Source organism: Shewanella sp. 2_MG-2023 (assembly GCF_030548905.1).
GTDB classification, from domain to species: domain Bacteria; phylum Pseudomonadota; class Gammaproteobacteria; order Enterobacterales; family Shewanellaceae; genus Shewanella; species Shewanella electrodiphila.
The window spans coordinates 24,216-49,851 of sequence record NZ_JAUOSO010000001.1; the positions used below are offsets into that span (position 1 = coordinate 24,216).

Sequence of the window (25,636 nt, forward strand, 5' to 3'; positions counted from 1 at the left end):
TATGCCCTGACTAAAACGGTTAGGGCATCAAAGAACACCAATGAGGCTCGACATGAAAAATATCAAAATCTTACTAACACTTGCGACTGCGATGATAGTTAACACAGCGCAAGCGGCTGATATCGAAGTGGTTGCCAAGCTTGATGGCACACGACCAGGGAACATTACAGTAACGAAGCAGGGGCGTACTTTCCTTTCTATGCAACCCCTTGATGCACCTGAACTTCGTGTTGTTGAATTGATGAAGGATGGCTCAACCAAAGCATTTCCAACCCAAGACTGGGCAGATGGTCCAGATAAAGGTGAGGTTGGTTTGGCTTCAGTAATCGGTATTGATAGTACCGATGATGGTGTTGTGTGGGTGTTAGATATGGGCAGTGAAACTTCGCCTTCGCAAATTGTTGCATGGGATACCGTCAACGATAAGCTATTTAAACGCATTGAAATTGGAAAAAACGTACAGGTCGGTAACTCTTTTTTACAGGATTTTGCATTAGATACACTGCGTAACCAGATGTACATTGCCGATACGAGTTTAGGTAATCTGTATGGCGAAGCTGCGCCTGCCTTTGTTGTTGTAGATTTAAATACAGGTAAATCTCGCCGCGTTTTGCAATCAAATAAAGCACTGCTTTCACCTGAGCATGAAGTTGTGATTGATAGTTCTCGTATGGCGACAAAGCGTGAAGATGGTAGCGTTGATGCGCTTTATCTTGGTGTGAATCCAATCACTATTGATGCAAATAATGAATGGCTATATTTTGGTACAGTCAATGGTAGTGCTATCTACCGTATTCCTGCCGCTGCTCTTGCTAACACAGCGCTTAGTGAAGATGCATTGGCCGAGCAGATTGAATTTTTCAGTGAAAAACGTCCAAGTGATGGCATGATTATCGCAGATAACGGTGATATCTATGTCGGTGATATTGAGAAAAATGCTGTTGGTGTGGTGAATAAAGACGGCTACAAAATCTTTGCACAAGATGACAAGTTATTGTCATGGGCAGATGGTTTCTCTATCCAGGGTGATTACTTGTACGTCACTCAAAACTCTCTTCACTTCCACCCTGCTTTCAACGAAGGCGAAGAAGGTTCAACCAAGCCATACCATGTGCTTCGAATCAAACTTAACTAATTGATGGTCTTTATGGCGGGAGTCATTCTCTCCTGTCCTTATTTTTCAATTCAATAGCGAGCCCATCATGAAAAATTCACGATAAAACCGAGTCGAGACCTTATCCAGATGTCTGAATTTGCCTCATCTGCTGTTGGCGGAGGTGATGTGATTGCTGACGGTAGCAAGGTTACACATCTTCAGGTTGGAACCGCGTGGTTGGTCTGTTTTTCCGACTTGGGACACTGTCGCGATCAATCAAGGTAGCAACGATGTGGCCAGAGGCGGAGGCAGTACTGATGGTATGTTAGCTCAGGAAGTGGTTGGTCATGAAGATCGCTTTATAACTTTTCCAGATCACCTTTCTTACGAAGAAGCATCAACTGTAGTGGATCAGTAAATTTGGCCACATAGTCAGAACTCTAGACATAAGGAAAAGTAAGTCTAATCGCGTGTCTTGAAATTAGCCTCAATCCTGCTCTAGCTTGTTTTGGGGCAAAAACGTTTTACGATAACTAAATTTATATTGGGACAGTTATGGGAAACCATATCTTCAGTCTAATCCATTGCCTGCCGCAGGCTTTTGTGCAGATACAACTGCGAGACGCTGTAAGTACGTCCATGTAAGCTCTACCAAAACATCCATGTTTTGGAAGCTCGCTGCCGCATCTACACTGGGATTATTGTCTCTTCGATTTGACGGTATTTATGTCAATTTAAATAACTAAAATATCTAGTTCTAATTAGCTAGAAGATTCAATTTGAATTGAGCATTCAAGCCTAAGAATAATTTCAGAAAATAATTGTGGATACAAACGAACCTGCAGGTGCATTAAATCCCCATTGAAATTGCTGAAATGCGTTGAAGAAAATAGCGTAAGCCTGACAGGACGTCAGGCTAGCTTTAGTTGGCCATGGATGGCCTGTCTAAAGCGTTAGCTATTTTCGAATAAGCATGAGGCTTACTCGTTTTGAAAGAGTAATTTCGTTGGGGCGGCAAGGGATATCGAAAAGGGAAATGCTGTTGTTTCCCTTTCGTCTGGTGTGGGCGAAGCGCCACGACCTTGACATTAATCCAAACGAAGTTTGGAAATCAAGAGAGCACCACTACGTTGATTTTTCAAAATAGTAAACAAATTTGGGGTAGAAATGAGCGACTCCTACCCCGTTTCGACCAGCATAAAGTGCCAGAAACTATCAATAATCGCCATCCTGAATAAACAACCGCAGTGAAATACGCCGCTGTTAACTAACGCAATAATGACAATAAATCGTCCGCATTACCTTGCCATTGACTCTTGGCACTACCCGCTAAAATACTGTCAGCTAAGCTTTGTTTATGCTGCTGCATTTCTTGAATTTTCTCTTCAACTGTACCTTGAGCAATTAGTTTGTAAACAAACACCGGATTTAGCTGCCCTATGCGGTGCGCTCTATCAGTTGCTTGCTTTTCAGCTGCTGGGTTCCACCAAGGATCAAAGTGGATCACTGTATCTGCAGCGGTTAAGTTAAGCCCTGTTCCGCCAGCTTTTAAACTGATCAAAAACACGGGTACTTCACCTTCTTGGAATGCATCAATTTCAACCTGACGATTACGGGTTTGCCCAGTGAGCTTACTGTAACTAATCCCCATATTGATAAATTCTTGCTCGATAAGCGCAAGCATCCCAGTAAACTGACTGAATATGAGTATCTTACGCCCCTCCTCCACCATTTCAGGCACGTTTTCAGTTAGCCAAGTTAGTTTGGCATTATTCTCAACATGTTGAGCTTGTTCGAGTTTCACTAAGCGTGGATCACAACATGCTTGGCGTAGCTTAAGTAATGCATCTAAAAATTCAATATGACTGCTCGAAACACCTTGTTTAGCAAACAGTTCACGCAGCTTTTTCTCCATCACTAAACGGATACTTTCATATAAATTACGTTGGTCTTTTTCAAGCTCTAGCGTTTGCACAATGATGGTTTTTTCAGGCAGTTCCGACATCACTTCAATCTTAGTACGGCGTAATAAGAAAGGTGCAATACGGTTAAGCAAAATCGCTGATTTTTCAGTGTCAGCTTGCTTTTCAATAGGTCCTCTAAACTCTTTGTTAAAGTAGGCGTGCTGGCCTAAAAGCCCGGGTAAACAAAAATCCATTAACGACTTTAATTCACCTAAATGGTTTTCAAGCGGCGTACCTGACAAACATAATCTAAACTGGCCTTTAAAGGTTTTCAGCGCTTGAGTCACTTTTGCTTGGGCATTTTTGATTTGCTGCGCTTCATCTAAAATGATGTGCTCAAAGCTGTATTCACTGTAAACCATTTCATCGCGCAAAATTAATGGATATGTGGTCACAATGACATCATAATCTTCAATTTTATCTAACAGTGCTTGGCGCTTGTTACCATGTACCACCAGCACTTTTAAATCTGGGGTAAATTTCTGTGCTTCTTTATACCAATTCCCGACAAGGCTGGTAGGACAAACAATCAGGCTGGGTCTGGTTTTCCCTGAGGTCGTTCTTGCTGGAGTATTTAAGCTGGTACTCGCTGCAGATGCTTTCATCTGTTTTGCTTTTAACAAAAATGCTAGTGTTTGAAGCGTTTTACCTAAGCCCATATCATCGGCAAGGATCCCGCCTAATTGGTACTCTTTCAAGAAGCAAAGCCAATCATAGCCTTGTTTTTGATAATCACGTAACGTGGCATTTAAGCCTGTTGGTAACTCAACAGCTTGAATACCTTTAAACTCTGACAATTTAGTTGCAAGGTGCCTGACGCGCTCACCGTTTAATAAACGGATATCACTTTCAGATAACTCATTGAGTAAGTCAGCTCGGTTACGTGGTACTTCCAGTAAATCGCCGCCGCCTCGTTGAAACAGTTCTTGGATTACCGAAATCAAAGGTTTAATGGTTTTGGCTTTTATCTTCACAAATCGGCCATTTGGCCCTGGTAGGATAAGTTCTTGCTCATCATCAGGCTCGCCATTTTGCTGTAGCCAACGAGCAACTAAACTCAATAAAGGCACGCTTTGGCCTTCGATATCCGCATTCAGTGATAATGAGAACCAACCACTGTCTTCATCGTCATCTAAATCTACTTCGATGTCTGCATCAATAATGTTGAGATCAAACTCAGGAGCAAACTCAACTTCATAACCTAAGTCTTCAAGGGTCATAATCCCAAACGTGGTTAATTGCGCCCATTCGTTCACCATTTCAGGCATCAAACCTAGACTATAAAAACAGGCTGAATGATTGGTATATGTTAATAAACTATTATCAATGGCTTGTAACTGCAGGCTTTGTAAACATGCTATTGCTTGTGCTTCACCTTCTAGTTCTCGATGAATTTGATATTGCACCTTACCTTGTTTAATTAAGCTGATTTTCTCACGACTCACTTTACCTGCAATCGCAATATCACCATAAGCAAACTCAAGTTGTAATACTGGTTGAAGCACCGCGCTGTCATTGAGCTGCACCATGGTAAAGGTTAATTTTACCTTTAATGGATCTTCAATCTCATGAAACTCTATCTCACTGGGAACAGGCACACTTTTAGGCGAGAAATGACGTAGCATTTTGTCGCTGATCGAGTCGACTTTATCCAGCGGCACTGGCGGCATTTGTTGTAATAGCTTGAGCTTTTCAACAGTTAAATCCGTTGCAACTGCACCAATTTTTAAATAGTCCAAATCAACGAACATCGGCGGACAAGTGGCAATAAATTCCCAGTTGTCTAATTCAGGCATGCTCATACTAATTTGCGTATGACGTGCATCAGTTTCTTGCCAAACAAAATCAGGAGCTACGGGATGTGTTATTGCTAATGGTGTGCGGCTCTCTTCCCAAAAACATGTGCCTAATTCCAGCATTTTGTTCAATGCTAATGCACAAATTTCACCTTCTAGATAAATCTTTGAGGCACTTTTTGAAGAAGATAATAACAAGCTGATTATCTGGCTATCTTCAGGGTTAATCCACCAAGGAAGATGATACTTAACATCGTTTAAGGCGACTTTACTGCCTTTGTTGTATTGGCCTTTCTTATTCAATTTGCTGCGCTTGAAGTCAACAAAAATGCCATGATGATCGCTAGATAAAGAGAAGATGATACGATCTTTCTCTTCATCCTCTTCTTCGACTGGATTAATAAGATCTTGTTTTTCTAACTGCATTAACCACTGACTTAAGCGTTGCTCTTCAACTGGCTTTTTGTCAATTAGGGCCAAGAGTGCTGCTGCAACATGCTTACAGTTGCTTGCAACAGGACAAGAGCAGTGAGATTTCATCACAATTTTATGGTTCACGTTAACCAAGGTTATATCTTGTCGATAAGGCTCAATCGCAGAGCCCACCACGTAAGATTCAATATTATGATTCTCTTGGCTTGCATGTACTTCAAGTACACGCCCTTCAATTAGATAGTTCTGTGCTTTTTGAAGTTGAGCAGAAGAAAATAACTTAGCAATAAGGTCTAAGCTAATTTTAATTGGAAGATTAAATAATTTGGCCGACATGCACTATTCCATACAAGCTGTAGCAAGAAAAATTGGCTACACAACAACGAACGTAACCATCCATTGTATGGAAGAAGATGGCAAAATTCTACTGTATTCGGCCATCTTCAAAAAAAACCATCACCCTTGCAATAAATACTCTTCAGCAGTTTCTATTGCACGGGGTTTTCCCACTAACATAATGATGTCTTTACGTTGAAATACCCAATCCTCAGGCGGAGGACTAATTTCCTCTCCTTTTCGCCTTACAGCGCGTATTTCAGCCCCTAACTCAGACCATGGAATAGCCGTCAACGTCTTACCTACCGCGTTAGAACCTGTATCTAAAGACACCGCATGCAATAACTCAAGGGTGAAGTCGGTTTCTGCCCCAGTAAAAAAGCCGTGCAGATATTGATAATGATTGCGTCGTTCTGATTCAAGACGCTTAATAATTCGCGGCAAAGGTACACCACATTTATAAAGTACCTGTGACACAAGCATCAAACTGCCTTCTAGTTTTTCGGGGATAACTTGTGTTGCGCCCATTTCCTTTAAGCTATCAAGCTCCGCATCATCTGTGGTGCGGACAAGAATTTTAGTCTCTGGGGCAAGCTTTCTCGACAATGCTAAACAATCTTCAACTTGCCTTGATTCGCCAAAGGTAATCACCACCATACTGGCGCGGCGAATACCAATTTGTTTTAGCAGACCCATTTTACAAGCATCACCGAAGAATACGGGCTCACCAGCAAGTTTGGCTTCGGACACACGTTTAGGATCTAAATCTAACACCACAAAAGGCACAGCCTCTGTTTTTAAAAAGCGGGCAATGGTTTGGCCCACACGGCCATAACCTAAGATCAATACCAAATCGCCGTCTTCTGGTGGTGGCAATTGAAACTCATCTTCTATTGTCGATTTTTTTGATGTCTTACCTTCAATCTTTTGCGCAATGATAAGACTATTTCGAACAAGCCATGGCGCTATCGACATTGAAAGCACCGCAACCATGACAAATATCGTGCTCATCTGAGTTTCAAGCAGTTCATAATTAACCGCTAGCGCCAGCACGACAAAACTAAATTCGCCTACTTGTGCAAGGCTGATAGCCGTACTTAACGCGACTTTAAATTGCTCACCACCCAGTTTAAGGATCCCAAACACCACTATGGTTTTAGTTAATAACACCGCAATTAGGATCAATAATATTTGCCACCAAAATTCAGCGACAATTGAGAAATCAAGCAGCATACCAATGGAAATAAAGAACAGACCCATTAACAAGTCACGAAACGGTCTTATATCAGCTTCGAGTTGACGGCGATATTGGCTTTCACCTAATAGCATGCCAGCAATAAATGCCCCAAGCGCCATTGATAACCCAAGCCACTGAGTAAACGCACCCGTCACTAATACAACAACCAAGGTTGAAAGAACAAAAAGCTCGTTTGAGCGAGAGCGTGCAACTTCATCAAATATGCGCGGTAGGATCCACTTACCAAAAGACATTAAACCAATAAACGCTAAGATCCCTGTCAGCATTCCCCATGCAATTTCAAGAAAGCCTATCGGCTCGCCGTTGGTTGATAATAGCGGTAATACAATCAATAAAGGCACGACGGCAATGTCTTGAAACAACAGCACACTGACCGATAGCTCGCCATGCCGTCTTCGCATCCAGCCTTGCTCATTGACTAGCTTAAGGACAATTGCAGTTGAAGAGAGTGCCACTGCAGAACCAATCACCACAGCTGAAATCATGTTTTGCCCAAATAGCAAAGCCACTAATCCAGCAATGAGTGCAGTAAAAGTCACTTGCGCACTACCTAAACCGAATACTGTGCGCCGCATTGACCAAAGTTTAGGTACCGAAAACTCAAGCCCTAAACTGAACATCAGTAATACCACTCCAAGCTCAGCCACAGAGTGCATTTGTTGTTGAGTAAACCAATGAAAACCACTAGGGCCGCTCACAACACCTGTCAGTAAATAAGCAAGAATAGGCGGCAACCCAAATCGTCGAAGTATTGAAATTGCCACAATAGCAATCACCAACATTGAGAGAATATGGATAAAAATGCTGTGCTCCATAAATACGTGTTCTCCGAGTCAAAAAACCAACGATTAAAGAAACAGTCTATTAACAAAGTAATTCATTAACAATAACTATATGAAAATAAGGTATAAAAAATAGTAGGCGCACTTTTTGCATTAGTTATACAAGTTAATAACAAACGGTTCACCACTTTTTGCAGGAAGCAATCATTGAATGAGGTACTAACAATGGATTACGCAATTGCTTCACAGCCATATCCAGAACAAAACTGGGGTAAATCAGCGTCTTATACAAAATATAACAGCGCTAACTCAGAACGTAATTTGATGAATATCCTGCAGCAAATGCATTCGAGTTTAGACCCTAGAACAGTGTTTGCCAGCTACGGCAAAACGCTCGGCCAACTATTGCCGATCCAGGGGTTGCAACTTAATCAACAGCTCAAACTTAACTGGGGACGCTGTCATGGTTTAAACCAACAACGTGTTATCAGTGGGTTTGGTGAGCCATACAGCATTAAATATTATCTAACAGCGCCGTTAACACCGAGCCAAACACTGCAATTAAACGAACTTGAATCTTTGTTTTCTCAGCCATTTTTTAATGCGATTAAATTTGATCAAATGTCTAATAAAGCCATGTTTGATGCGTTGACCGGTTTAGGCAATCGTTACTACTATCGCCAAACCATTAAAAATGCATTGGCGAGAGCTAATCGTAACCAAGGTGATATTGCTTTGTTAGTTTTAGACTTAGACAATTTTAAAAGTCTAAATGATAAACACGGTCACAAGTTAGGTGACACGGTATTGTCTGAATTTGCGGAATTAATCAATGAAGCCATTCGCAATACCGACCAAGCGTTCCGTATTGGTGGTGATGAATTTATTATTATAGCCCAAGGAAATGAACTCGAAATGACACCTTTGTGTCAACGCATTATTACAGCAATGGCTGAGCACCCATTAATGCATGCTTTTAATGTTCAGTGCAGTATCGGTGTGACGGATTCGACCGTTTCAAATGTGCAAGATAAGTTATATGAAGCCGCTGATAAAGCACTATATAGTGCGAAAGCTGCTGGAAGAAATTGCTTTAAAATGAGCAACAAAAACCTTTAACTGGATATGCGAATTAGTATATCCAGTAGTTAAGAAGCTTTATTAAACTAAGTGCATTGGTTTTATCGTTGAGATATTAAGACGTAAAAACAAATCCCAATGTTTGCTGCTTGGCTAAATAACGCTTATCGACCCAAAGTCCCACTGCTGCAACAAGATTATCGTTATAGAAAACCAGTGGAATTTGACTTCTGATCCAAGGCGGCACGGCAAGTTCTTGCCATATTTTTTTAAGCTCACGTCCTTTATCTCTAAAATGAGGCTGACAACGTGTACTGCCTTTAGCGCCGAATACCACACTCACTTGTTCAGCATTAGGCAGCCTTAACCGCACTCCATCTGTTACAACATTCACCTTCAAACGATTAATGCCAGCTTCAGTGCTTATTAGCTCAGAGCTCGGTAACTCAGAGCTCTGTAACTCAAAGAAAGTACCCGAAATAAGCTCTGACTGAGGTTTTGTAACAAAATTGACCAGTTTATCTGTAATCAGCTTCTGCTCTTTAGCCAACTCAGCCAGCTTAATTGCAGGAACAATATAAGCTTTACCTGTAAAACGCTTTATTGAATAGTCGCCACAATGCACATCGACTTTGGCATCATCAGCGGCATATAGCACTTGTTCTAGTACTTGCTCCAGCTGAGACTGGGATGGCAAATTAAACCCTTGAGATTGAATGTAGCCCCGAAGTAATAAGCTTTGCCATTGAGTCGATTGCCCTCGCAACTCTAGTAATTTAAAAGCGGAATAGTGACCAGCGCCTGAATCATCAATAAATGCCGGTAAGCGATTATTCACTTCTTGCTCGATAACTTGTTGCTGCTGAGCACACAAGTTAGCACTTCTTGAAGCGGTGACTGCAATGCTTGGCCAACGTTGTTTCAAACGTGGAATAATATCTTGGCGTAAGAAGTTTCGATCAAATTGCTCGTCTTGATTACTTTCATCTTCAATGTGTTTAAGCTCCACAGATGCAGCAAATGACTCAATTTGCCCTTTTGAGACATCCAGCAATGGCCTAACAATCCAGCTGTGTTGATTAAAAGGCTGAATGCCCCCCATAGCAGCTAAGCCTTTAGGCCCTTGCCCACGTTTTAACGCTAATAACAGTGTTTCAAGTTGGTCGTCTTGATGATGAGCTGTAAGTAATATATCGGAAGGATTAAGATACTTTTTAAACACGTTGTAACGTGCTTCTCTCGCTATTGCCTCTAAACTTTTACGCGGCGCTTTAGTTAAATTAACCCGTTCAATTTGAATAGGTAATTGATACTTGGTAGCTTGAGAAATACAGTGTTCAACCCAAGTATCTGCATTAGCACTTAAGCCATGATGTACATGAACTAATAGACAAGGAATATGAGGGTTTTTCTGCGCAAACAAACTTAACCCATACGCTAAGCATTCCGAATCAACACCGCCACTGTAAGCTAATACTAACTTCGCTGATTGATTGTTCAAGGCTTGGGCAGTCACAGGCTCAGTTGCTATAGCCTGTGTTTGCATTAAAGGTAAGGTATAACGCTCAAGAGCCTGACAAATATCATTCACTGTCATCTTAGTTAATTCCATAAGTAGCAGGCTCAAAGACATGGTTCATTAAGCAATAATCATCATTGAACATATTAATCAGTTAAAAAACAATTTTCACATTTTTAGAGCCAACTAAGCTTTCAATGGCTAACATCAGTTCATCAGTTGGATTCACCCGCCATTCATCACCTAGGGTTAACTGCCCCGCCGCTTCTTGCTGCTGATAATGAATAATCACCGGTACACTGCCATTTTTCCATGGTGATAATGCCTGCTCGAACTGCTCTAGCCAAGCTTGATTGATATCATCAGCGGTAATATTAATTTCTACCGCATTAGCAAAGTGACTGCGAGCCTCGCCTATTTCGATGATATTTCGGGCGGTCATACGATTACCGCCAGCAAAATCATCAAAGCTAACTTCACCCTCACAAATCAGAATCTTATCTTTTTCTAAAAGGTGGTTAAATTTTTCAAATGCTTCAGTAAATAGCATAACCTCTAAACGCGCACTTTTATCATCTAAGGTGACTAAGCCCATTTTTGAGCCACGTTTAGTAATCATCACTCGGGTAGCAATCACTAACCCTGCCGCTTTCATGGTTTTGCCGCGATCAGTTGGGTGAACATCTTTTAAACGACCTGAAGTGTATTGCTTTAACTCTTTTAAATACTGGTTGATTGGATGACCAGTTAGATATAATCCTAACGTATCTCGCTCACCTTCTAACCATATCTTGTCAGGCCAAGTTGCACATTGCACAAAGTTTTGTTTGTTGTCTTCAGGCTCTGAATTTAATAAGCCAAACATATCGTTTTGGCCAATGGCTTCAGCTTTAGCATGTTGTGCTGCGGCTAAAATCGCTTCTGGCAAGGTGGCCATCATCGAGGCACGATGTGGGCCTAAGTTATCTAATGCGCCGGCGCAAATAAGCTTTTCAATCACACGCTTATTAAGCTTTTTAAGATCAATACGTGCACAGAAGTCAAATAAATCGGTAAAAGGTCCATCTTTACGCGCGTTGAGAATGGACTCTACAGGACCATCACCCACACCTTTAATCGCACCAATACCATAAACAATATTAAGGTCATCATCGACGGTAAACTTAAACAGGCCTTTATTCACATCAGGTGGAATAAGCGGTAGCCCCATTCGTTCACATTCATCGACTAAGATAACAATTTTATCTGTGTTATCCATATCTGCAGACATTACCGCAGCCATAAATTCAGCAGGGTAATGGGTTTTGAGCCATAGGGTTTGATATGACACTAAAGCATAGGCTGCTGAGTGAGATTTGTTAAAACCGTAACCTGCGAATTTTTCAACCAAATCGAAAATTTTCATCGATAAGGGGCCGTCTACACCGTTGTTGATCGCCCCTTCTTCGAAGGTGCCACGCTGTTTAGCCATTTCTTCTGGTTTTTTCTTACCCATTGCACGACGAAGCATATCTGCTCCACCAAGGGTGTAACCAGCAAGTACCTGTGCAATTTGCATTACTTGTTCTTGATACAAAATAATGCCGTAGGTCGGTTCTAACAGCTCTTTTAATGACTCATGCTGATATTCAGCATCAGGGTATGACACCTCTTCACGGCCATGCTTACGTTCAATAAAGTTATCTACCATACCCGATTGCAGTGGGCCTGGACGGAAAAGTGCAACCAGTGCAATCATGTCTTCAAAACAATCGGGCTGAAGACGCTTAATCAAATCTTTCATTCCGCGTGATTCTAATTGGAATACCGCGGTAGTTTCGTAACGTTGCAATAATCTGAATGATTTAGGATCGGTTAAGCTAATAGATTCAATTCTTACCGGATCTTGTCCCACTTTTTCTAGGCGTGGATTAATCATTTGCAGTGCCCAGTCAATAATCGTTAGGGTTCTTAATCCCAAGAAATCGAATTTTACTAAGCCTGCAGTTTCAACATCATTCTTATCGAACTGGGTTACTGGGTTTAAACCTTCAGCATCGCAATATAGTGGTGAAAAGTCTGTGATGACGGTTGGCGAGATAACAACACCACCGGCATGTTTACCCGCGTTACGTGTCACGCCCTCTAAACGGCGACACATATCAATGAGTTCGCGTACATCTTCATCTGCGCTATAAGCTTCAGGAAGCGATGGCTCCACCTCAAACGCTTTTGTCAGTGTCATCCCTGGTTCTGCCGGGATCATTTTCGTGAGGCGCTCAACAAAACCATATGGATGACCGAGCGCACGACCAACATCTCGTACAACCGCTTTTGCAGCCATGGTGCCGAAGGTAATAATCTGCGATACAGCGTCACGACCATATAGTTCGGCTACGTGATCAATGACTTCATCACGACGATCCATACAGAAATCGACGTCGAAATCGGGCATTGAGACACGTTCAGGATTTAAGAAACGCTCGAACAGTAAATCATATTCTAGTGGATCTAGGTCGGTAATTTTAAGCGCATAAGCCACCAGTGAACCCGCACCAGAACCACGGCCAGGTCCAACGGGGATATCATTATCTTTACCCCATTGAATGAACTCCATTACGATCAAGAAGTAACCAGGGAACCCCATCTGGTTAATTACTTTCAATTCAATATCAAGGCGTTCATCGTACTCTGGACGTTTTTCTATTCGCTCTTGTTCATCTGGAAACAAAAACTCGAGTCGTTCCTCTAATCCCTTCTCTGAAATATCAACGAGGAAATCCTCAATAGATAAGTCACCTGTTGGAAAGTTAGGTAAAAAATACTCATTTAGACGAATCGTCACGTTACAACGTTTAGCTATTTCCACAGTATTGGCAATTGCCGACGGGATATCAGCAAATAGTTCGCACATTTCTTCTTCTGTGCGCAAATATTGTTGTTCGCTGTATTTTTTAGGTCGGCGAGGATCGGCTAAGGTGAAGCCGTCATGAATGGCGACCCTAATTTCATGGGACTCAAAATCATCGGCCTTCAAAAACACAACTTGATTGGTTGCGACGACTGGCAAATCATTTTCTGAGGCGAGTTTAACCGCCATATGTAAATAGCGTTCTTCGTCGGGACGCCCTGTTCGAATGAGCTCTAGAAAATATCGATTTTCGAAATGGGTTTTATAAAACTCGACTAACTCAGTCACTTGAGTTGTATTATCTTTTAATAGCGCCTTACCGACATCGCCCTCTTTCGCCCCTGAAATTAATAAAATACCTTTATTAAATTTGACCAACCACTCTTGATCAATTACAACGCGACCATTAATCTGACCACGTAAGTAGGCTTCACTGATCAACTGAGTCAAACTCTGATAGCCATCATTATCTAAGGCAATGATGGTTAGTGCGCAAAAGTCGTCATCAAAACCTGGCACTTTCATCCAAAAATCGGCACCGACAATCGGTTTGATGCCCGCGCCATGACAACCACCGTAGAATTTAACTAAACCACAAAAATTATTTTGGTCGGTTATGGCTAAAGCCCCCATTCCAAGCTCTGAAGCTTTAGCGAGAATAGGTTTAACTTTTGCCACGCCATCAGACATGGAAAAATCACTGTGAACACGAAGGTGGACGAAACGAGGATCGGACATAGATTATAATATCTTTGGAATGCTTAATTAAAAGGAAAAAACCGCTGACCAGATTAGCAAACTAACCCAGTTTATAATAGTGAATTATCAATATTGCGATGTCGAGATTGATTTTTAAATGAGCTGAAAAACATTTACTCTATCCATCTGTATTAATTAGAGTAACAGCTCATCCGACTTATATTAAACGTAGATATTTGGTTGAGAATTAACTTTTATTTAAAAGCGCCATCACTGGTTTAAAGCTCTTACGATGCTCATCTAAAACCCCGTGGGCCTCAAGTGCTTCAAAGTGAGCTTTTGTTGGGTAACCTTTATGATTGGCAAATCCATATTGAGGATAACGCGCATCAAGCTCAGTCATTTCTTTGTCTCGAGTTACTTTAGCAATAATTGATGCTGCACTGATAGCTGCAACGAGTCCATCACCTTTGATGATTGCGTGACTTTGAATGCCAAAGTCTGGAGAACGATTACCATCAACCAATACACGCTCTGGAGTAATTGATAACCCTGCAACTGCACGTTGCATTGCTAACATGGTTGCATGGAGAATATTTATCTCATCAATTTCAGCTGGTGTTGCTCGCCCTATGCTAATCGCTAAGGCTTTATCCATGATTTCGGTAAATAAAATGTCGCGGCGTTTCTCAGACAGTTTTTTCGAGTCATTTAATCCAGTAATCGGATTGTTAGGATCTAATATAACTGCAGCGGTAACAACGTCCCCTACTAGTGGGCCACGACCGACTTCATCCACACCAGCAACTACACCACGGCTAATGTATTCAACTTGTTCAGGTGTAATGCCTTTTATCACCGCAGGAATTCTACTCATGACACTTTCTCTTGTGATGGGTTATTATTTTGGATAATGGTTCGTTAGTGCTCGTTTATCACTTTAATTACTGCGTCGGCAGCTCGGTCACTCGCATTACAACGAAGTGTTAGGTGCATCTTTTCAAACTCAGCTTTCAAAGGTGCAAAATCGATATTCAATTGTTCAATTACTGCTGCGGCAATATTATGTTCATTACATTCGTCTTGGACAACTTCCGGAATTAAAGCGCGATCGGCTAATAAATTGGGTAGCGAATAATGTTCAAGGCTCATCAGTCTTTTAGCGATACTATATGTCAGCCCATTCACGCGATAAGACATGACTGTCGGACGTTTAACTAGCATAGCTTCTAAAGCTGCAGTACCTGATGCTAATAATATTGCATCTGATGCTGCCATTACTTCACGAGACTGCCCTTCAATCAATTCGATTTCTAAGTCAGGAGCAAACTCTTTAAGCGCGGCAACAAATTGTTCTCTGCGAGCTTGATTAACTAATGGCGTGACAAACTTTATGTCTGGATATTTCTGTTTAACGATGACAATCGCCTTGATAAAAGGCTCAGCAAGCTGTTTAAGCTCACTACCACGAGAACCTGGCAATACCGCTAGGTACTCAGCGTGAGGATCTAAGCCCAGTAATTTTCGAGCCGCTAATTTATCACTTTCCATTGGAATATCATCAGCTAATGTATGACCAACAAAAGTGCAAGGCACTTGGTACTTATCGTAAAATGCTTTTTCAAAAGGCAGTAGCGACAATACCATGTTAGTGGCTTTCGCTATTTTAAAGATTCGTTTTGGGCGCCAAGCCCACACAGATGGACTGACATAATGAACAGTTTTAATGCCTTTATTCTTAAGCTTTAGCTCAAGACCGATATTAAAATCAGGTGCATCGATACCAATAAAACAGTCAGGTTTCGCTTGGCATATTTCTTCAATTAGCGTTGCCCTAACCTTGAGTAATCTTGGTAATCGCCCTAGGACTTCAACAATCCCCATCACAGCAAGCTCTTCATAAGAAAAAAAGCTTTCAAAGCCTAATGCTTCCATCTGCGGGCCGCCAATGCCGATAAATCGGGCATCTGGATATTGTTTTTGCAAAGATTTAATTAATCCTGCACCTAAAATATCGCCGGAGATTTCTCCGGCGACCATTGCAAATATACGAGGGGTATTATTTGTCATTGTGTATTCTATCGAATGATCCCACGAGATGAGCCATTAATAAAATCAACCATACCTTTAACGTATTCATCAGTTTCAGCATCTTCTGTGATTTCAGCAAGTGCTTCTTCGATGGTTAAGTTTTTACGGTACAGCGACTTATAAGTACGACGGATTGCATGTTGGGTTTCTTTGGTAAAACCGCGACGTTTAAGACCTTCAGCATTTAAGCCTCGAGGAATCGCCGGACTACCTGCAGCCATTACAAACGGAGGTACATCCTGGAAAATAGTTGATGAGCCAGCAGTAAAAGCATGCGCACCGATATGCACGAACTGATGAACGCCAGTCATACCACCCAAAATAGCCCAATCACCAACATGGACATGACCTGCGATAGATGCATTATTTGCCATGATGATGTTGTCACCTAAAACACAGTCATGAGCAATATGCACATAAGCCATCAATAGGTTGTTTGAACCAATACGGGTTTCACTGTTATCTTGAATTGTGCCGCGGTGAATAGTTACGTTTTCACGGATGATATTATTATCACCCATGACTAAGGTCGTTGGCTCACCGGCATATTTTTTATCCTGACACTCTTCACCGATAGAAGAGAATTGGAAAAAGCGGTTACCTTTACCAATGACACTAGGGCCTTTGATAACAACATGAGAACTGACCCAAGTGTCGTCGCCAATTTCAACATCTGCGCCAATATAACTCCATGGGCCAATGGTGACATTATTGCCAATTTTTGCGTCAGGGTGTACGAATGCTAACTTATCAATCACTTGCTGATCTCTCTACGTGCACACATAATTTCGGCAGAACAAGCTAACTCGCCATCGACGAATGCTTGTCCTTCAAATACACCAATCCCTCGGCGCTCTTTAATCATTTTGACATGGAAATGAACTTGGTCACCAGGAGACACAACGCGTTTAAAACGCGCCTTATCGACACCAGCTAGCAAATATAAAACATCTGGTGAAGGCTCAGGGCTCATGGTCTTGAATGCCAATAAACCTGTTGCTTGTGCCATAGCTTCAATAATAAGAACACCAGGCATAACAGGCTTAACTGGGAAGTGACCTTGGAAAAATGGTTCATTAAACGTCACGTTTTTAATCGCATGCAAAGATTCACCTACGGTATAATCTAATACACGGTCAACTAACAAAAATGGATATCTATGAGGAAGATACTGAAGAATTTCTTCAATATCCATTGTATTTAATTGGTTTGACACGCTTAATTCCTCGCAATGGCTCTGTCGAGCCATGACTTCTAATCTTTGATTTTCTTTTCAATCGTTTTAACACGATTGAATAATTCGTCTAAGTGGCGAAAACGAACAGTATTACGACGCCACGTCTTGTTATCCATTGCAATTGTAGCAGATGAATACAGACCTGGTTTACGAATATCACTAGTTACATTGGTACCACCAGATACTTGAGTCCCGTCAACGACATTTAAATGCCCTGAGACACCACAGCCGCCACCGAAAATACAATACTTACCGATTTTTGTGCTACCAGCAATAATTGTGGCACCCGCAATTGCAGTATTCTGGCCAATGATACAGTTGTGTGCGATTTGCACTTGGTTGTCGATTATCACACCATCATGAATTTCTGTAGGAGAAAGTGCGCCACAATCAACAGTTGTTCCTGCACCGATCTCGACATTATCGCCAATTCTCACTCCACCAGTTTGCGGTATCTTAATCCAGTTACCTTTTTCATTAGCATAACCAAAACCATCAGAACCGATGATAGAACCTGAGTGGAAAATACAATCCTGACCTACAATGACATTATGGTAAAAAGTAACATTCGCTTTTAAGCAAGTCCCAGAACCAATAATAGATTGTTCTCCGACAACAGAGCCTGCACCTATTTGAACATCATTGCCAATAATAACATCTGCGCCCACGACAGCATTGGCAGCAATAGCCACATTATCGCCTAATTGAGCAGAAGGGTCGATTTGAGCTGACGGATGAATGCCAGTAGTCACTTTCGGAGTGGTATCGAGAAGTTGAGCTATTCGGGCAAAGCCGACATAAGGATCTTTCAAAACTAAAGCATTACCTTGGTAATCTTCAGCATCTTTTTCACTCAATAACACCGCACCAGCTTGAGAAGCCTCAAGCTGTGCACGGTACTTACTATTGGCTAAAAAAGAAAGTTGATCTTGAGTCGCATCTTCTAAGGTCGCTACACTGGTTATGACCAATGATTCGTCACCTTTTATTGATGCGCCCAACAGCTGACCAAGCTCTTTTAAAGTCACAGTTTTCATTAGTTGCCTTTACTTAACACTTGAACAACTTTATCGCTGATGTCAGCGTCAGGCTTAACATAAATAACTGCACCACGTTGAAGAACGATATCATATGATTCTTTTTCAGCGATGGTGTCAATAGCCTGTTGAACTTGAACTAACAGCTTGTTTTGCTCTTCACCTTGACGACGACGCATGTCTTCATCTAGTGCTTTGCCTTTAAGTTGGAAGTCTGATTTTAATGACTCCATTTTACGAACAAGATCTGTTTTCTGGCTTTCGCTCATCAACGCACCGTCACGTTGCTGCTTTTCAACCATAGTACGCATTTCTTCTTGCATTTTTTGTACTTCAGCAACTCGATCACCAAATTCAGTTTTTAGTGATTGTGAAATTTGTTCACGTTGAGGTAGTTGCTCAAAGACTTCGCCCATATCAACCACAGCAATTTTTTCAGCATGTGCCATCATAGGTGCACTTAAAAATGCCATTGTTACTAACGCGCGATTTACCATCTTTTTCAAAATAGACTCCTTGTTATGATCAGCAAAACTTGCCGAATATATTTGTTTTAGAATGTTTTGCCAATATTAAACGAAAATATTTCAGTTTCATCATCTTCGTATTCTTTAATCGGCCAAGCCAAGCTAAACACCATAGGTCCCATCGGTGATAACCATTGAACACTCATACCCCAAGAGGCACGGATTCGACTTGGGTCACTATAATCTTCCAATTTATCAAACTCATCAGCTGGAAGATATCTATACGAGTCATAATCAAACTCGGTATCCCATACGTTACCGGCATCAACGAAGAAACTAGTACGTACTGAATTAGAATAAGCCTCATCCAAGAACGGAGTTGGAACAATCATTTCCATACTCGCAGTCGCAATGGCGTTACCACCAATAGAACGACCAGAACTCACTTGAATTAGGTTAGGCTCACCAGGTAAAGAACAGCTGTCACCAGATGGATCCGGTGCACATGGCTCACTACCACGGAAGAGATAGAATGAACGTGGGCCAACAGAGTTAGACTTAAAGCCACGTAATGAACTACTACCACCAGAATAATAGTTTTCCCAGAATGGTAAAATTTGATCGTTCTGGTTGAAGCTACCATAACCATTCGCGTAACCTAATCGAGCTCGTGTCAATAATACAAAGCCGTGATTTCGGGTTAATGGTAAATAGAAGTTAGTATCTAAATCTGTTTTAAAATACTGCAGATCTGAACCAGGAATTGTCGCCTTAGCACTAAAGCGCTGTGACGAACCATCAGTTGGGAACGTACCACGGTTTAGCGTACTACGAGACCAGCCGCCATTCATCTCAAAGTTATCAAAACTTAAATCAGCATTAGGATCATCTGACTCACGATATACATTATAAAAACGTAATGCTTGTTCATATGCTGAAATTTCTGAAATCGAGTTATGACGATAACCAATGCCACCATTTAAGCGGTTATATTCATTGATCGGAAAACCTGAGTTTAACGCGATGCCGTATGATTTGTTTTTATAGCGTTCAAGGTTAGCCTCGTTCGCATCAAATTCATTCCAGTAAATACTCCCGCCTAAACTCACGCCATCTTTAGTGAAATATGGGTCAGTATAAGAAAAGTTAACATTTTTAGAGTACTTGTTAGTATTCAAGCTGACACCAGCCTGATTACCAGTACCTAAGAAGTTACTTTGCTGAACACCAAACTGAAGACTCAAACCAGACTCAGTACCGTAACCCACACCAGCATTAAACGAACCTGAAGGTTGCTCTTTCACATTAAATGCAACGTCAACTAAATCATCGCTACCTGGAACTTGTACAGTCTCGGTATCTACTGTTTCAAAGTATCCCAAACGGTTTAAACGCGCTTTTGATTGCTCAACTTGCGCCGAGTTCAACCATGCACCTTCCATTTGGCGCAGTTCACGACGCATGACTTCATCTTTGGTAACCGCGTTACCACTAAAGTTGATTGAGCGAACGTAGACACGCTTACCTGGATTAACATTAATATTTAATGAAACCTCTTTGGTTTCGTCGTTAATTTCTGGGAAAGTTTTAACTTCTGGGTATGCATAACCAAAACGGCCTAAATATTTACTGTACATTTCTTCGGTGAAAGTCACATCACCGCCGTTGTACATATCGCCTTCTTTGATTGGCAAAATAGCCTTCATTAACTTTTCGCGGCCCATTAGTTCGCCGGTTAAGTTAACTTCAGACACTTTATATTTTTCACCTTCATCAACATTGATGGTGATATAAAGTCCCTTTCTATCTGGAGTCATTGCAACTTGAGTCGAACTGACTTCAAATCGAATATAACCCTGATTATGATAATAGGTTTTAACCGTCTCTAAGTCAGCTTGAAGCTTTTGTTTTTGATAACGACGTTCACCGAATAAATCCCACCAAGCCACATAATCTTTAAGCTCAAGTAAGCCGATAATTTCAGAGTCTGAAAATACTGAGTTACCCACCACGTTAATTTGGCGAATTTCAGCTGCTAAGCCTTCAGTGAAGTTGAATTTAAGTTCAACACGGTTACGAGGTAAATTGATAACTTCCGCTTCAACTTTTGCACCGTATTTACCCACACCGTAATAGAAATCCTGTAGGCCTTTTTCAATGCCGGATAACATGGTTCTATCAAGTGACTCACCGATCTTAATTCCCGAGCCATCCAAGCTTTCTTGAAGCTGCTCATCTTTAATATCTTTGTTACCTTCAAAGGTAACTGCACTGATTGTTGCACGTTCTTTTACAGTCACAATCAATACGCCGTCTTCACGGGCAACATTGATCGTTTCAAAGTTAGTGGAGGCGTACAAGCTTTTAATCGCTTGTTGTAATTTTACTTGGTCAACAGTATCGCCCACTTTAACGGGGAGACTTAACAAGGCAGCACCTAGTGCAACTCGTTGTAAACCATCAATCTGGATGTCGGTCACTTCAAATGGTTGGAAAGTCTCAGCCACACCATTGCCTGAAAATGACGCACCGACTAAAATCATCGAGGCAAAAAGTTTATTCAATCTCATAGAGCACTTCTAATTATTTGTGTTCCCTGCTCAGAGTCTGGAAAAATCGTTAAAAAGCGCAACGCTCATTAACAACAGCAGCATAGCCGCACCAAACCTGAATCCTATATCCTGTACCTTCTCTGGTACAGGCTTACCCGTAATCACTTCGATAAAGTAATACAGCAAGTGTCCCCCATCAAGCACTGGCAAAGGCATTAAGTTTATGATGCCTAAGTTCACACTGATGAGTGCGATAAACCCGAGAAAATACACCAATCCATAGTCAGCACTGGTACCAGCACCTTGGGCTATAGAAATCGGACCGCTCAAGTTTTTCACCGACACATCGCCGGTAAATAGTTTTCCAATCATTTTAAAACTGACAACCACCAGTTGCCATGTTTTATCTGCAGCAGCTGTAAAGGAATCTACTATGCCATACTCAAGCTGGAAGCGCATACTTTCAGGCCAATCTATTTGAGTCGGGCTAACACCTACAACGCCAATTGTTTCCCCATTAGCATTTGTCTGCGCCTGAGGAGTAACAATGATGGTCTTTTGTTTGTTTTCTCTTAGAACTGTTAGTTCTACATCTTTGTCCGCAGACGTTTGTATCACATCTACAAAACCATTCCAATCTTGATAAGGCTGACGATTAATTTCGAGGATTTCGTCGCCTAAAGCTAACCCTGCCATCTCAGCAGCACTGCCTTTAGTAACCAAAGCAATAATAGGTTCAATACCAGGGCGATAAATACCCAATCCCATTGCTGTAATCGGTGACTCTTTATCAGGATCAAATTGCCAATTTCTGATATCCAGCTGATACGTTGTTACTTGAGCTTGTTCTTGTGCTGAAGTATTTTGTGCAGATAAAGAAAGCGGCATTAGGCTAATATCCAGCTCTGTACCACCTATATGACTCACCAATGCAAGGTTAACTTCTTCCCAGTTTCTCACCTTTTGCCCTGACACTGAAACAATTTGCATAGGTTCTTGCAGCTGAATTTGTGCCGCAGGTGTATTCGCTCTTGTTGTATCAATGACAGGCTTCAGGGAAGAAACACCAATCATGTACATAATGTACAAGGCAACTATCGCGAACAAAAAGTTAGCAATGGGACCCGCTGAAACTACAGCTATACGTTGCCAAACAGTTTTACGATTGAAAGCTTGATCTTTCAACTCATCAGGTACGTCTTCAACACGTTCATCCAGCATTTTGACATAGCCACCCAATGGCAACATTGCAATGACGTATTCAGTTCCATCTTTGCCTATTTTGCGCCATAAGGTTTTACCAAAACCAATAGAAAAACGTTCTACTTTGATACCACAACGACGTGCGACCCAAAAATGTCCGTATTCATGTGCAGTAATCAAAATACCCAGTGCGACAATAAATGACCCTAGGTTCCAAAAAAAATCGAACATCGTTCTCCTACGAACTAGTTAATTGCTTTGATTGCTTCTTTAGCGATGGTACGAGCTTGTGCATCTAAACTCATAATATCTTCGATACTGCTTAATGAAGATTGAGGCGTTTTTTCTAAACAAACCTCGTTAATGCGAGCGATATCTGTAAATTTAATTTGTTGCTGTAAGAATGCGTCAACGGCTATTTCGTTGGCAGCATTTAACACTGTTGTTGCTTCTTGGCCTTTTTCGCAGGCTTGCATTGCCAGTGCTAAACAAGGGAAACGATTATAGTCAGGTTCACAGAAGCTTAATTCTCGGACTTTGAAAAAATCCAAAGGTTCAACTCCAGCGTAAATTCTTTCAGGAAAAGACATACAGTGAGCAATCGGTGTACGCATATCTGGGTTACCCATTTGCGCGATAACCGAGCCATCTAAATACTGCACCATTGAATGAATGACGCTTTGAGGATGAATAACAACTTTGAGTTGTTCGGCATTGGTATTAAACAACCAACGAGCCTCAATAAACTCAAGACCTTTGTTCATCATAGTCGCTGAATCAACTGATATTTTAGGCCCCATTGACCAATTAGGGTGATTACAAGCTTGAGCAGGGGTCATCGCATCTAACGTCGCAAGATCTGCTGTTAAAAATGGTCCACCTGAACCTGTCAGCAAAATATGCGAAATACCCGCAGCGGATAAATCACATTGGCCAAGATTTGATTGCACTTCTGCTGGCATGCATTGAAAAATCGCATTGTGCTCACTATCGACTGGAAGTAACGTGGCGCCACTGTCGCGAGTCGTATTCATAAAGAGCTCACCGGACATTACCAAGGCTTCTTTATTGGCTAACAATACTCTTTTACCTGCTTTTACAGCTGCAAATGTAGATCTTAGCCCCGCTGCGCCAACAATTGCTGCCATCACAGTATCAACACTGGATGAAGTCACTAAGCCAATCAGTTCATCTTCACCGGTAATAACTTCTGTCGCAAGGTTAGCTGGCAACATTGACTTAAGTGTTTTCGCAGCTGTTGCATCCACCATATGCGCAAAACGTGGTTGGTGCTTAATACACAGCGCTAACATTTTATCCACGCTTGAATTGGCCACTAGACCATAAACCTTAAACTGCTCAGGGTTATGACTCATCACACTTAATGTGCTGCTACCAATCGAGCCCGTGGCTCCAAGAATAACCATATTTTGCATGGTAAATTAAATCCAGAACGCAAGGTAAATAAAGGTAAAGACAGGTAATGCCGCTGTTAGGCTATCCATTCTATCTAATACACCGCCGTGTCCAGGTAAGATTTTACCTGAATCTTTAATATTGGCAGCACGTTTAAACATGCTTTCAGATAAATCACCAAATGCAGAAGCAACGGCTGTGATTAAGGTAACTGCTATCACTAAACCTAACTCTTGTTCTGGGGAGTAATACATCACACCAATAACAACAGCCATAGTCGCGGCTAAACCACCACCTAAGCCTTCTAAAGTCTTATTTGGGCTAACATTTGGCATTAGTTTATGTTTGCCCAATGAACGTCCAGCGAAATAAGCACCAGTATCAGCAGCCCAAACCACTAACATGACTAAAAACACTAAACTAGCACCAAAGTATGGGTCAACGTTTGCACTGATTGATTTAAGGGTAATTAACGATACAAAACAAGGGATAAGTGTCAATTGGCCAAACATGGATTTAAGCATGTGGCTGTCTTTCCAGACGCTACCACTTTTAGGAAAGCTAAATACTAATACTGTACTAACAATCCACCAAAATAGACCAATGGTAATAATGGCAAAATAAATTGGGTGCAATTGCCCCTTAAGCCATAAACTCTCGACAGGGACAAAGAAGTTAAGCGCCACTAGAATAAGCGAAACAGTGACTGTAAATGTCCACTGGGTTGCAGTGCAATTAGGGTCAATAAAACTACCCCACTCTTTTGCACCAATCATAAAGACAGGGATTAATACCCAAGCAAAGTACTCAGTAGGAAGGAAGAATATGGCGCCAATCACTAATGGAAGTAACCATAACACTGTAATAATTCGTTGTTTTAACAAAGCAAAAGCCTCTTAAATATTTTTAAATAGCACGTATTTCTTCGATTTGACTACCCGTCAAACCAAATCTACGTTGCCTACTGGCAAAAACAGCAAGGGCATCTTTAAATGCCTGCTCATTAAAATCTGGCCACAAAGTCTCAGTAAAGACTAATTCCGCGTATGCAGCCTGCCATAAAATAAAGTTACTAATACGGTAATCACCGCCTGTACGTATCATCAAATCAACTTCATTTTGCTCATTCATGCAAAGCTGTTGATTTAATGTTTCTTCAGTCAATTCACTTGATTCAATTTCACCTTGAGCGACTTTATCTGCTAGCTTTTGAGCTGCTTGTAAAATATCCCAACGCCCGCCGTAATTTGCGGCAACATTGAGAACCAACCCTGTATTTCCTGCAGTTTGTTGTTGTGCTTTGTCGATCTGTTTTTGTAAACGTGCAGAAAAACGACTGATATCCCCAATGATATTTAATCGAACTTGATTATTGTGTAACAGTTTTATTTCTCTTTGTAAGACAGAGAAAAATAATTCCATTAATAAACTGACTTCTTTATCTGGTCTACGCCAGTTTTCGCTTGAAAAAGCGAATAAGGTTAACGACTCAATACCCAGTTGACTGGCGACACTCACAGCGCGGCGCACTGCTTTAACCCCAGCCTTATGACCAAACACTCTTGGCTTTCCTTGTTGCTGAGCCCAGCGACCGTTACCGTCCATAATTATAGCGACGTGTTTAGGAAGCGACTGCTTAACCACATCAGAAAGTTGACCAGGCAAAATTTCCGACGATTCTATATCAGCACTCGATTGTGTTTTTGGCTCATATCCAACAGTGGATGACATCTATTACAACCCTTTCAAATAGACAAACGCCGTGTAGTATAACCTTACAC

The 25,636-nt window shown here is 41.4% G+C and carries 18 protein-coding genes; 3 read left to right on the plus strand and 15 right to left on the minus strand.

Features of this window, described 5'->3' with window-relative positions; genetic code table 11:
- Positions 1-52: 52 nt before the first annotated feature.
- Positions 53-1,135 (plus strand): L-dopachrome tautomerase-related protein, encoded by a 1,083-nt coding sequence (locus tag Q4600_RS00120; RefSeq protein WP_303512891.1) that lies wholly within the window; start codon positions 53-55, stop codon positions 1,133-1,135.
- 151 nt (positions 1,136-1,286) lie between these two features.
- A complete protein-coding gene (locus Q4600_RS00125) occupies positions 1,287-1,514 on the plus strand; it encodes a hypothetical protein (RefSeq protein ID WP_303512888.1) in 228 nt (75 codons plus the stop codon).
- Between the two features lie 849 nt (positions 1,515-2,363).
- On the opposite strand, the gene Q4600_RS00130 is transcribed toward Q4600_RS00125, so the two are convergent.
- Together Q4600_RS00130 and Q4600_RS00135 are read right to left on the minus strand one after the other, a co-directional pair.
- Positions 2,364-5,624: a DEAD/DEAH box helicase gene (locus Q4600_RS00130; protein WP_303512885.1), complete on the minus strand. Its 3,261-nt coding sequence runs from the start codon at positions 5,622-5,624 to the stop codon at positions 2,364-2,366.
- A 120-nt stretch (positions 5,625-5,744) separates the two neighbouring features.
- Positions 5,745-7,697, minus strand: coding sequence for a monovalent cation:proton antiporter family protein (locus Q4600_RS00135; RefSeq protein ID WP_229367432.1), 1,953 nt, complete (start codon positions 7,695-7,697; stop codon positions 5,745-5,747).
- Positions 7,698-7,889: 192 nt separating this feature from the next.
- Between Q4600_RS00135 and Q4600_RS00140 the strand changes: the two genes are divergently transcribed.
- Positions 7,890-8,783: a GGDEF domain-containing protein gene (locus tag Q4600_RS00140; protein ID WP_303512881.1), complete on the plus strand. Its 894-nt coding sequence runs from the start codon at positions 7,890-7,892 to the stop codon at positions 8,781-8,783.
- Positions 8,784-8,859: 76 nt separating this feature from the next.
- On the opposite strand, the gene tilS is transcribed toward Q4600_RS00140, so the two are convergent.
- The 13 genes from tilS to Q4600_RS00205 all read right to left on the minus strand — a co-directional run bounded on the left by tilS (position 8,860) and on the right by Q4600_RS00205 (position 25,586).
- Positions 8,860-10,341 (minus strand): tRNA lysidine(34) synthetase TilS, encoded by a 1,482-nt coding sequence (tilS, locus tag Q4600_RS00145; protein WP_303512879.1) that lies wholly within the window; start codon positions 10,339-10,341, stop codon positions 8,860-8,862.
- A 76-nt stretch (positions 10,342-10,417) separates the two neighbouring features.
- A complete protein-coding gene (gene dnaE, locus Q4600_RS00150; protein WP_303512877.1) occupies positions 10,418-13,891 on the minus strand; it encodes a DNA polymerase III subunit alpha in 3,474 nt (1,157 codons plus the stop codon).
- 208 nt (positions 13,892-14,099) lie between these two features.
- On the minus strand, positions 14,100-14,729 hold the full coding sequence (gene rnhB / locus Q4600_RS00155) for a ribonuclease HII (protein WP_102527895.1): 630 nt from the start codon (positions 14,727-14,729) through the stop codon (positions 14,100-14,102).
- 44 nt (positions 14,730-14,773) lie between these two features.
- Positions 14,774-15,922 carry a lipid-A-disaccharide synthase gene (gene lpxB, locus Q4600_RS00160; RefSeq protein WP_102527894.1) on the minus strand — a complete coding sequence of 383 codons (1,149 nt, stop codon included), beginning with the start codon at positions 15,920-15,922 and terminating at the stop codon, positions 14,774-14,776.
- Between the two features lie 8 nt (positions 15,923-15,930).
- On the minus strand, positions 15,931-16,701 hold the full coding sequence (lpxA, locus tag Q4600_RS00165) for an acyl-ACP--UDP-N-acetylglucosamine O-acyltransferase (protein ID WP_102527893.1): 771 nt from the start codon (positions 16,699-16,701) through the stop codon (positions 15,931-15,933).
- Entirely contained in the window at positions 16,698-17,159 is a 462-nt protein-coding gene (gene fabZ, locus Q4600_RS00170; protein ID WP_303512870.1) for a 3-hydroxyacyl-ACP dehydratase FabZ, read from the minus strand. The genes lpxA and fabZ overlap by 4 nt, the downstream gene beginning before the upstream one ends.
- 38 nt (positions 17,160-17,197) lie before the next feature.
- Positions 17,198-18,217 (minus strand): UDP-3-O-(3-hydroxymyristoyl)glucosamine N-acyltransferase, encoded by a 1,020-nt coding sequence (lpxD, locus tag Q4600_RS00175; protein ID WP_303512867.1) that lies wholly within the window; start codon positions 18,215-18,217, stop codon positions 17,198-17,200.
- Positions 18,217-18,714: an OmpH family outer membrane protein gene (locus tag Q4600_RS00180; RefSeq protein WP_102527890.1), complete on the minus strand. Its 498-nt coding sequence runs from the start codon at positions 18,712-18,714 to the stop codon at positions 18,217-18,219. Before Q4600_RS00180 ends, lpxD begins: the two co-directional genes overlap by 1 nt.
- 56 nt (positions 18,715-18,770) lie before the next feature.
- Positions 18,771-21,254, minus strand: a complete 2,484-nt coding sequence (bamA, locus tag Q4600_RS00185; protein ID WP_303512864.1) for an outer membrane protein assembly factor BamA — start codon at positions 21,252-21,254, stop codon at positions 18,771-18,773.
- Between the two features lie 30 nt (positions 21,255-21,284).
- On the minus strand, positions 21,285-22,670 hold the full coding sequence (gene rseP, locus Q4600_RS00190; protein ID WP_102527888.1) for a sigma E protease regulator RseP: 1,386 nt from the start codon (positions 22,668-22,670) through the stop codon (positions 21,285-21,287).
- A gap of 14 nt (positions 22,671-22,684) precedes the next feature.
- Positions 22,685-23,875: a 1-deoxy-D-xylulose-5-phosphate reductoisomerase gene (ispC, locus tag Q4600_RS00195; RefSeq protein ID WP_102527887.1), complete on the minus strand. Its 1,191-nt coding sequence runs from the start codon at positions 23,873-23,875 to the stop codon at positions 22,685-22,687.
- A 6-nt stretch (positions 23,876-23,881) separates the two neighbouring features.
- Complete coding sequence (locus tag Q4600_RS00200) at positions 23,882-24,739, minus strand: phosphatidate cytidylyltransferase (protein ID WP_248954665.1); 858 nt, start codon at positions 24,737-24,739, stop codon at positions 23,882-23,884.
- 22 nt (positions 24,740-24,761) lie between these two features.
- The gene (locus tag Q4600_RS00205) at positions 24,762-25,586 is read right to left on the minus strand and encodes an isoprenyl transferase (RefSeq protein WP_102527885.1); all 825 of its coding nucleotides are present in this window, start codon (positions 25,584-25,586) and stop codon (positions 24,762-24,764) included.
- Positions 25,587-25,636: the final 50 nt, after the last annotated feature.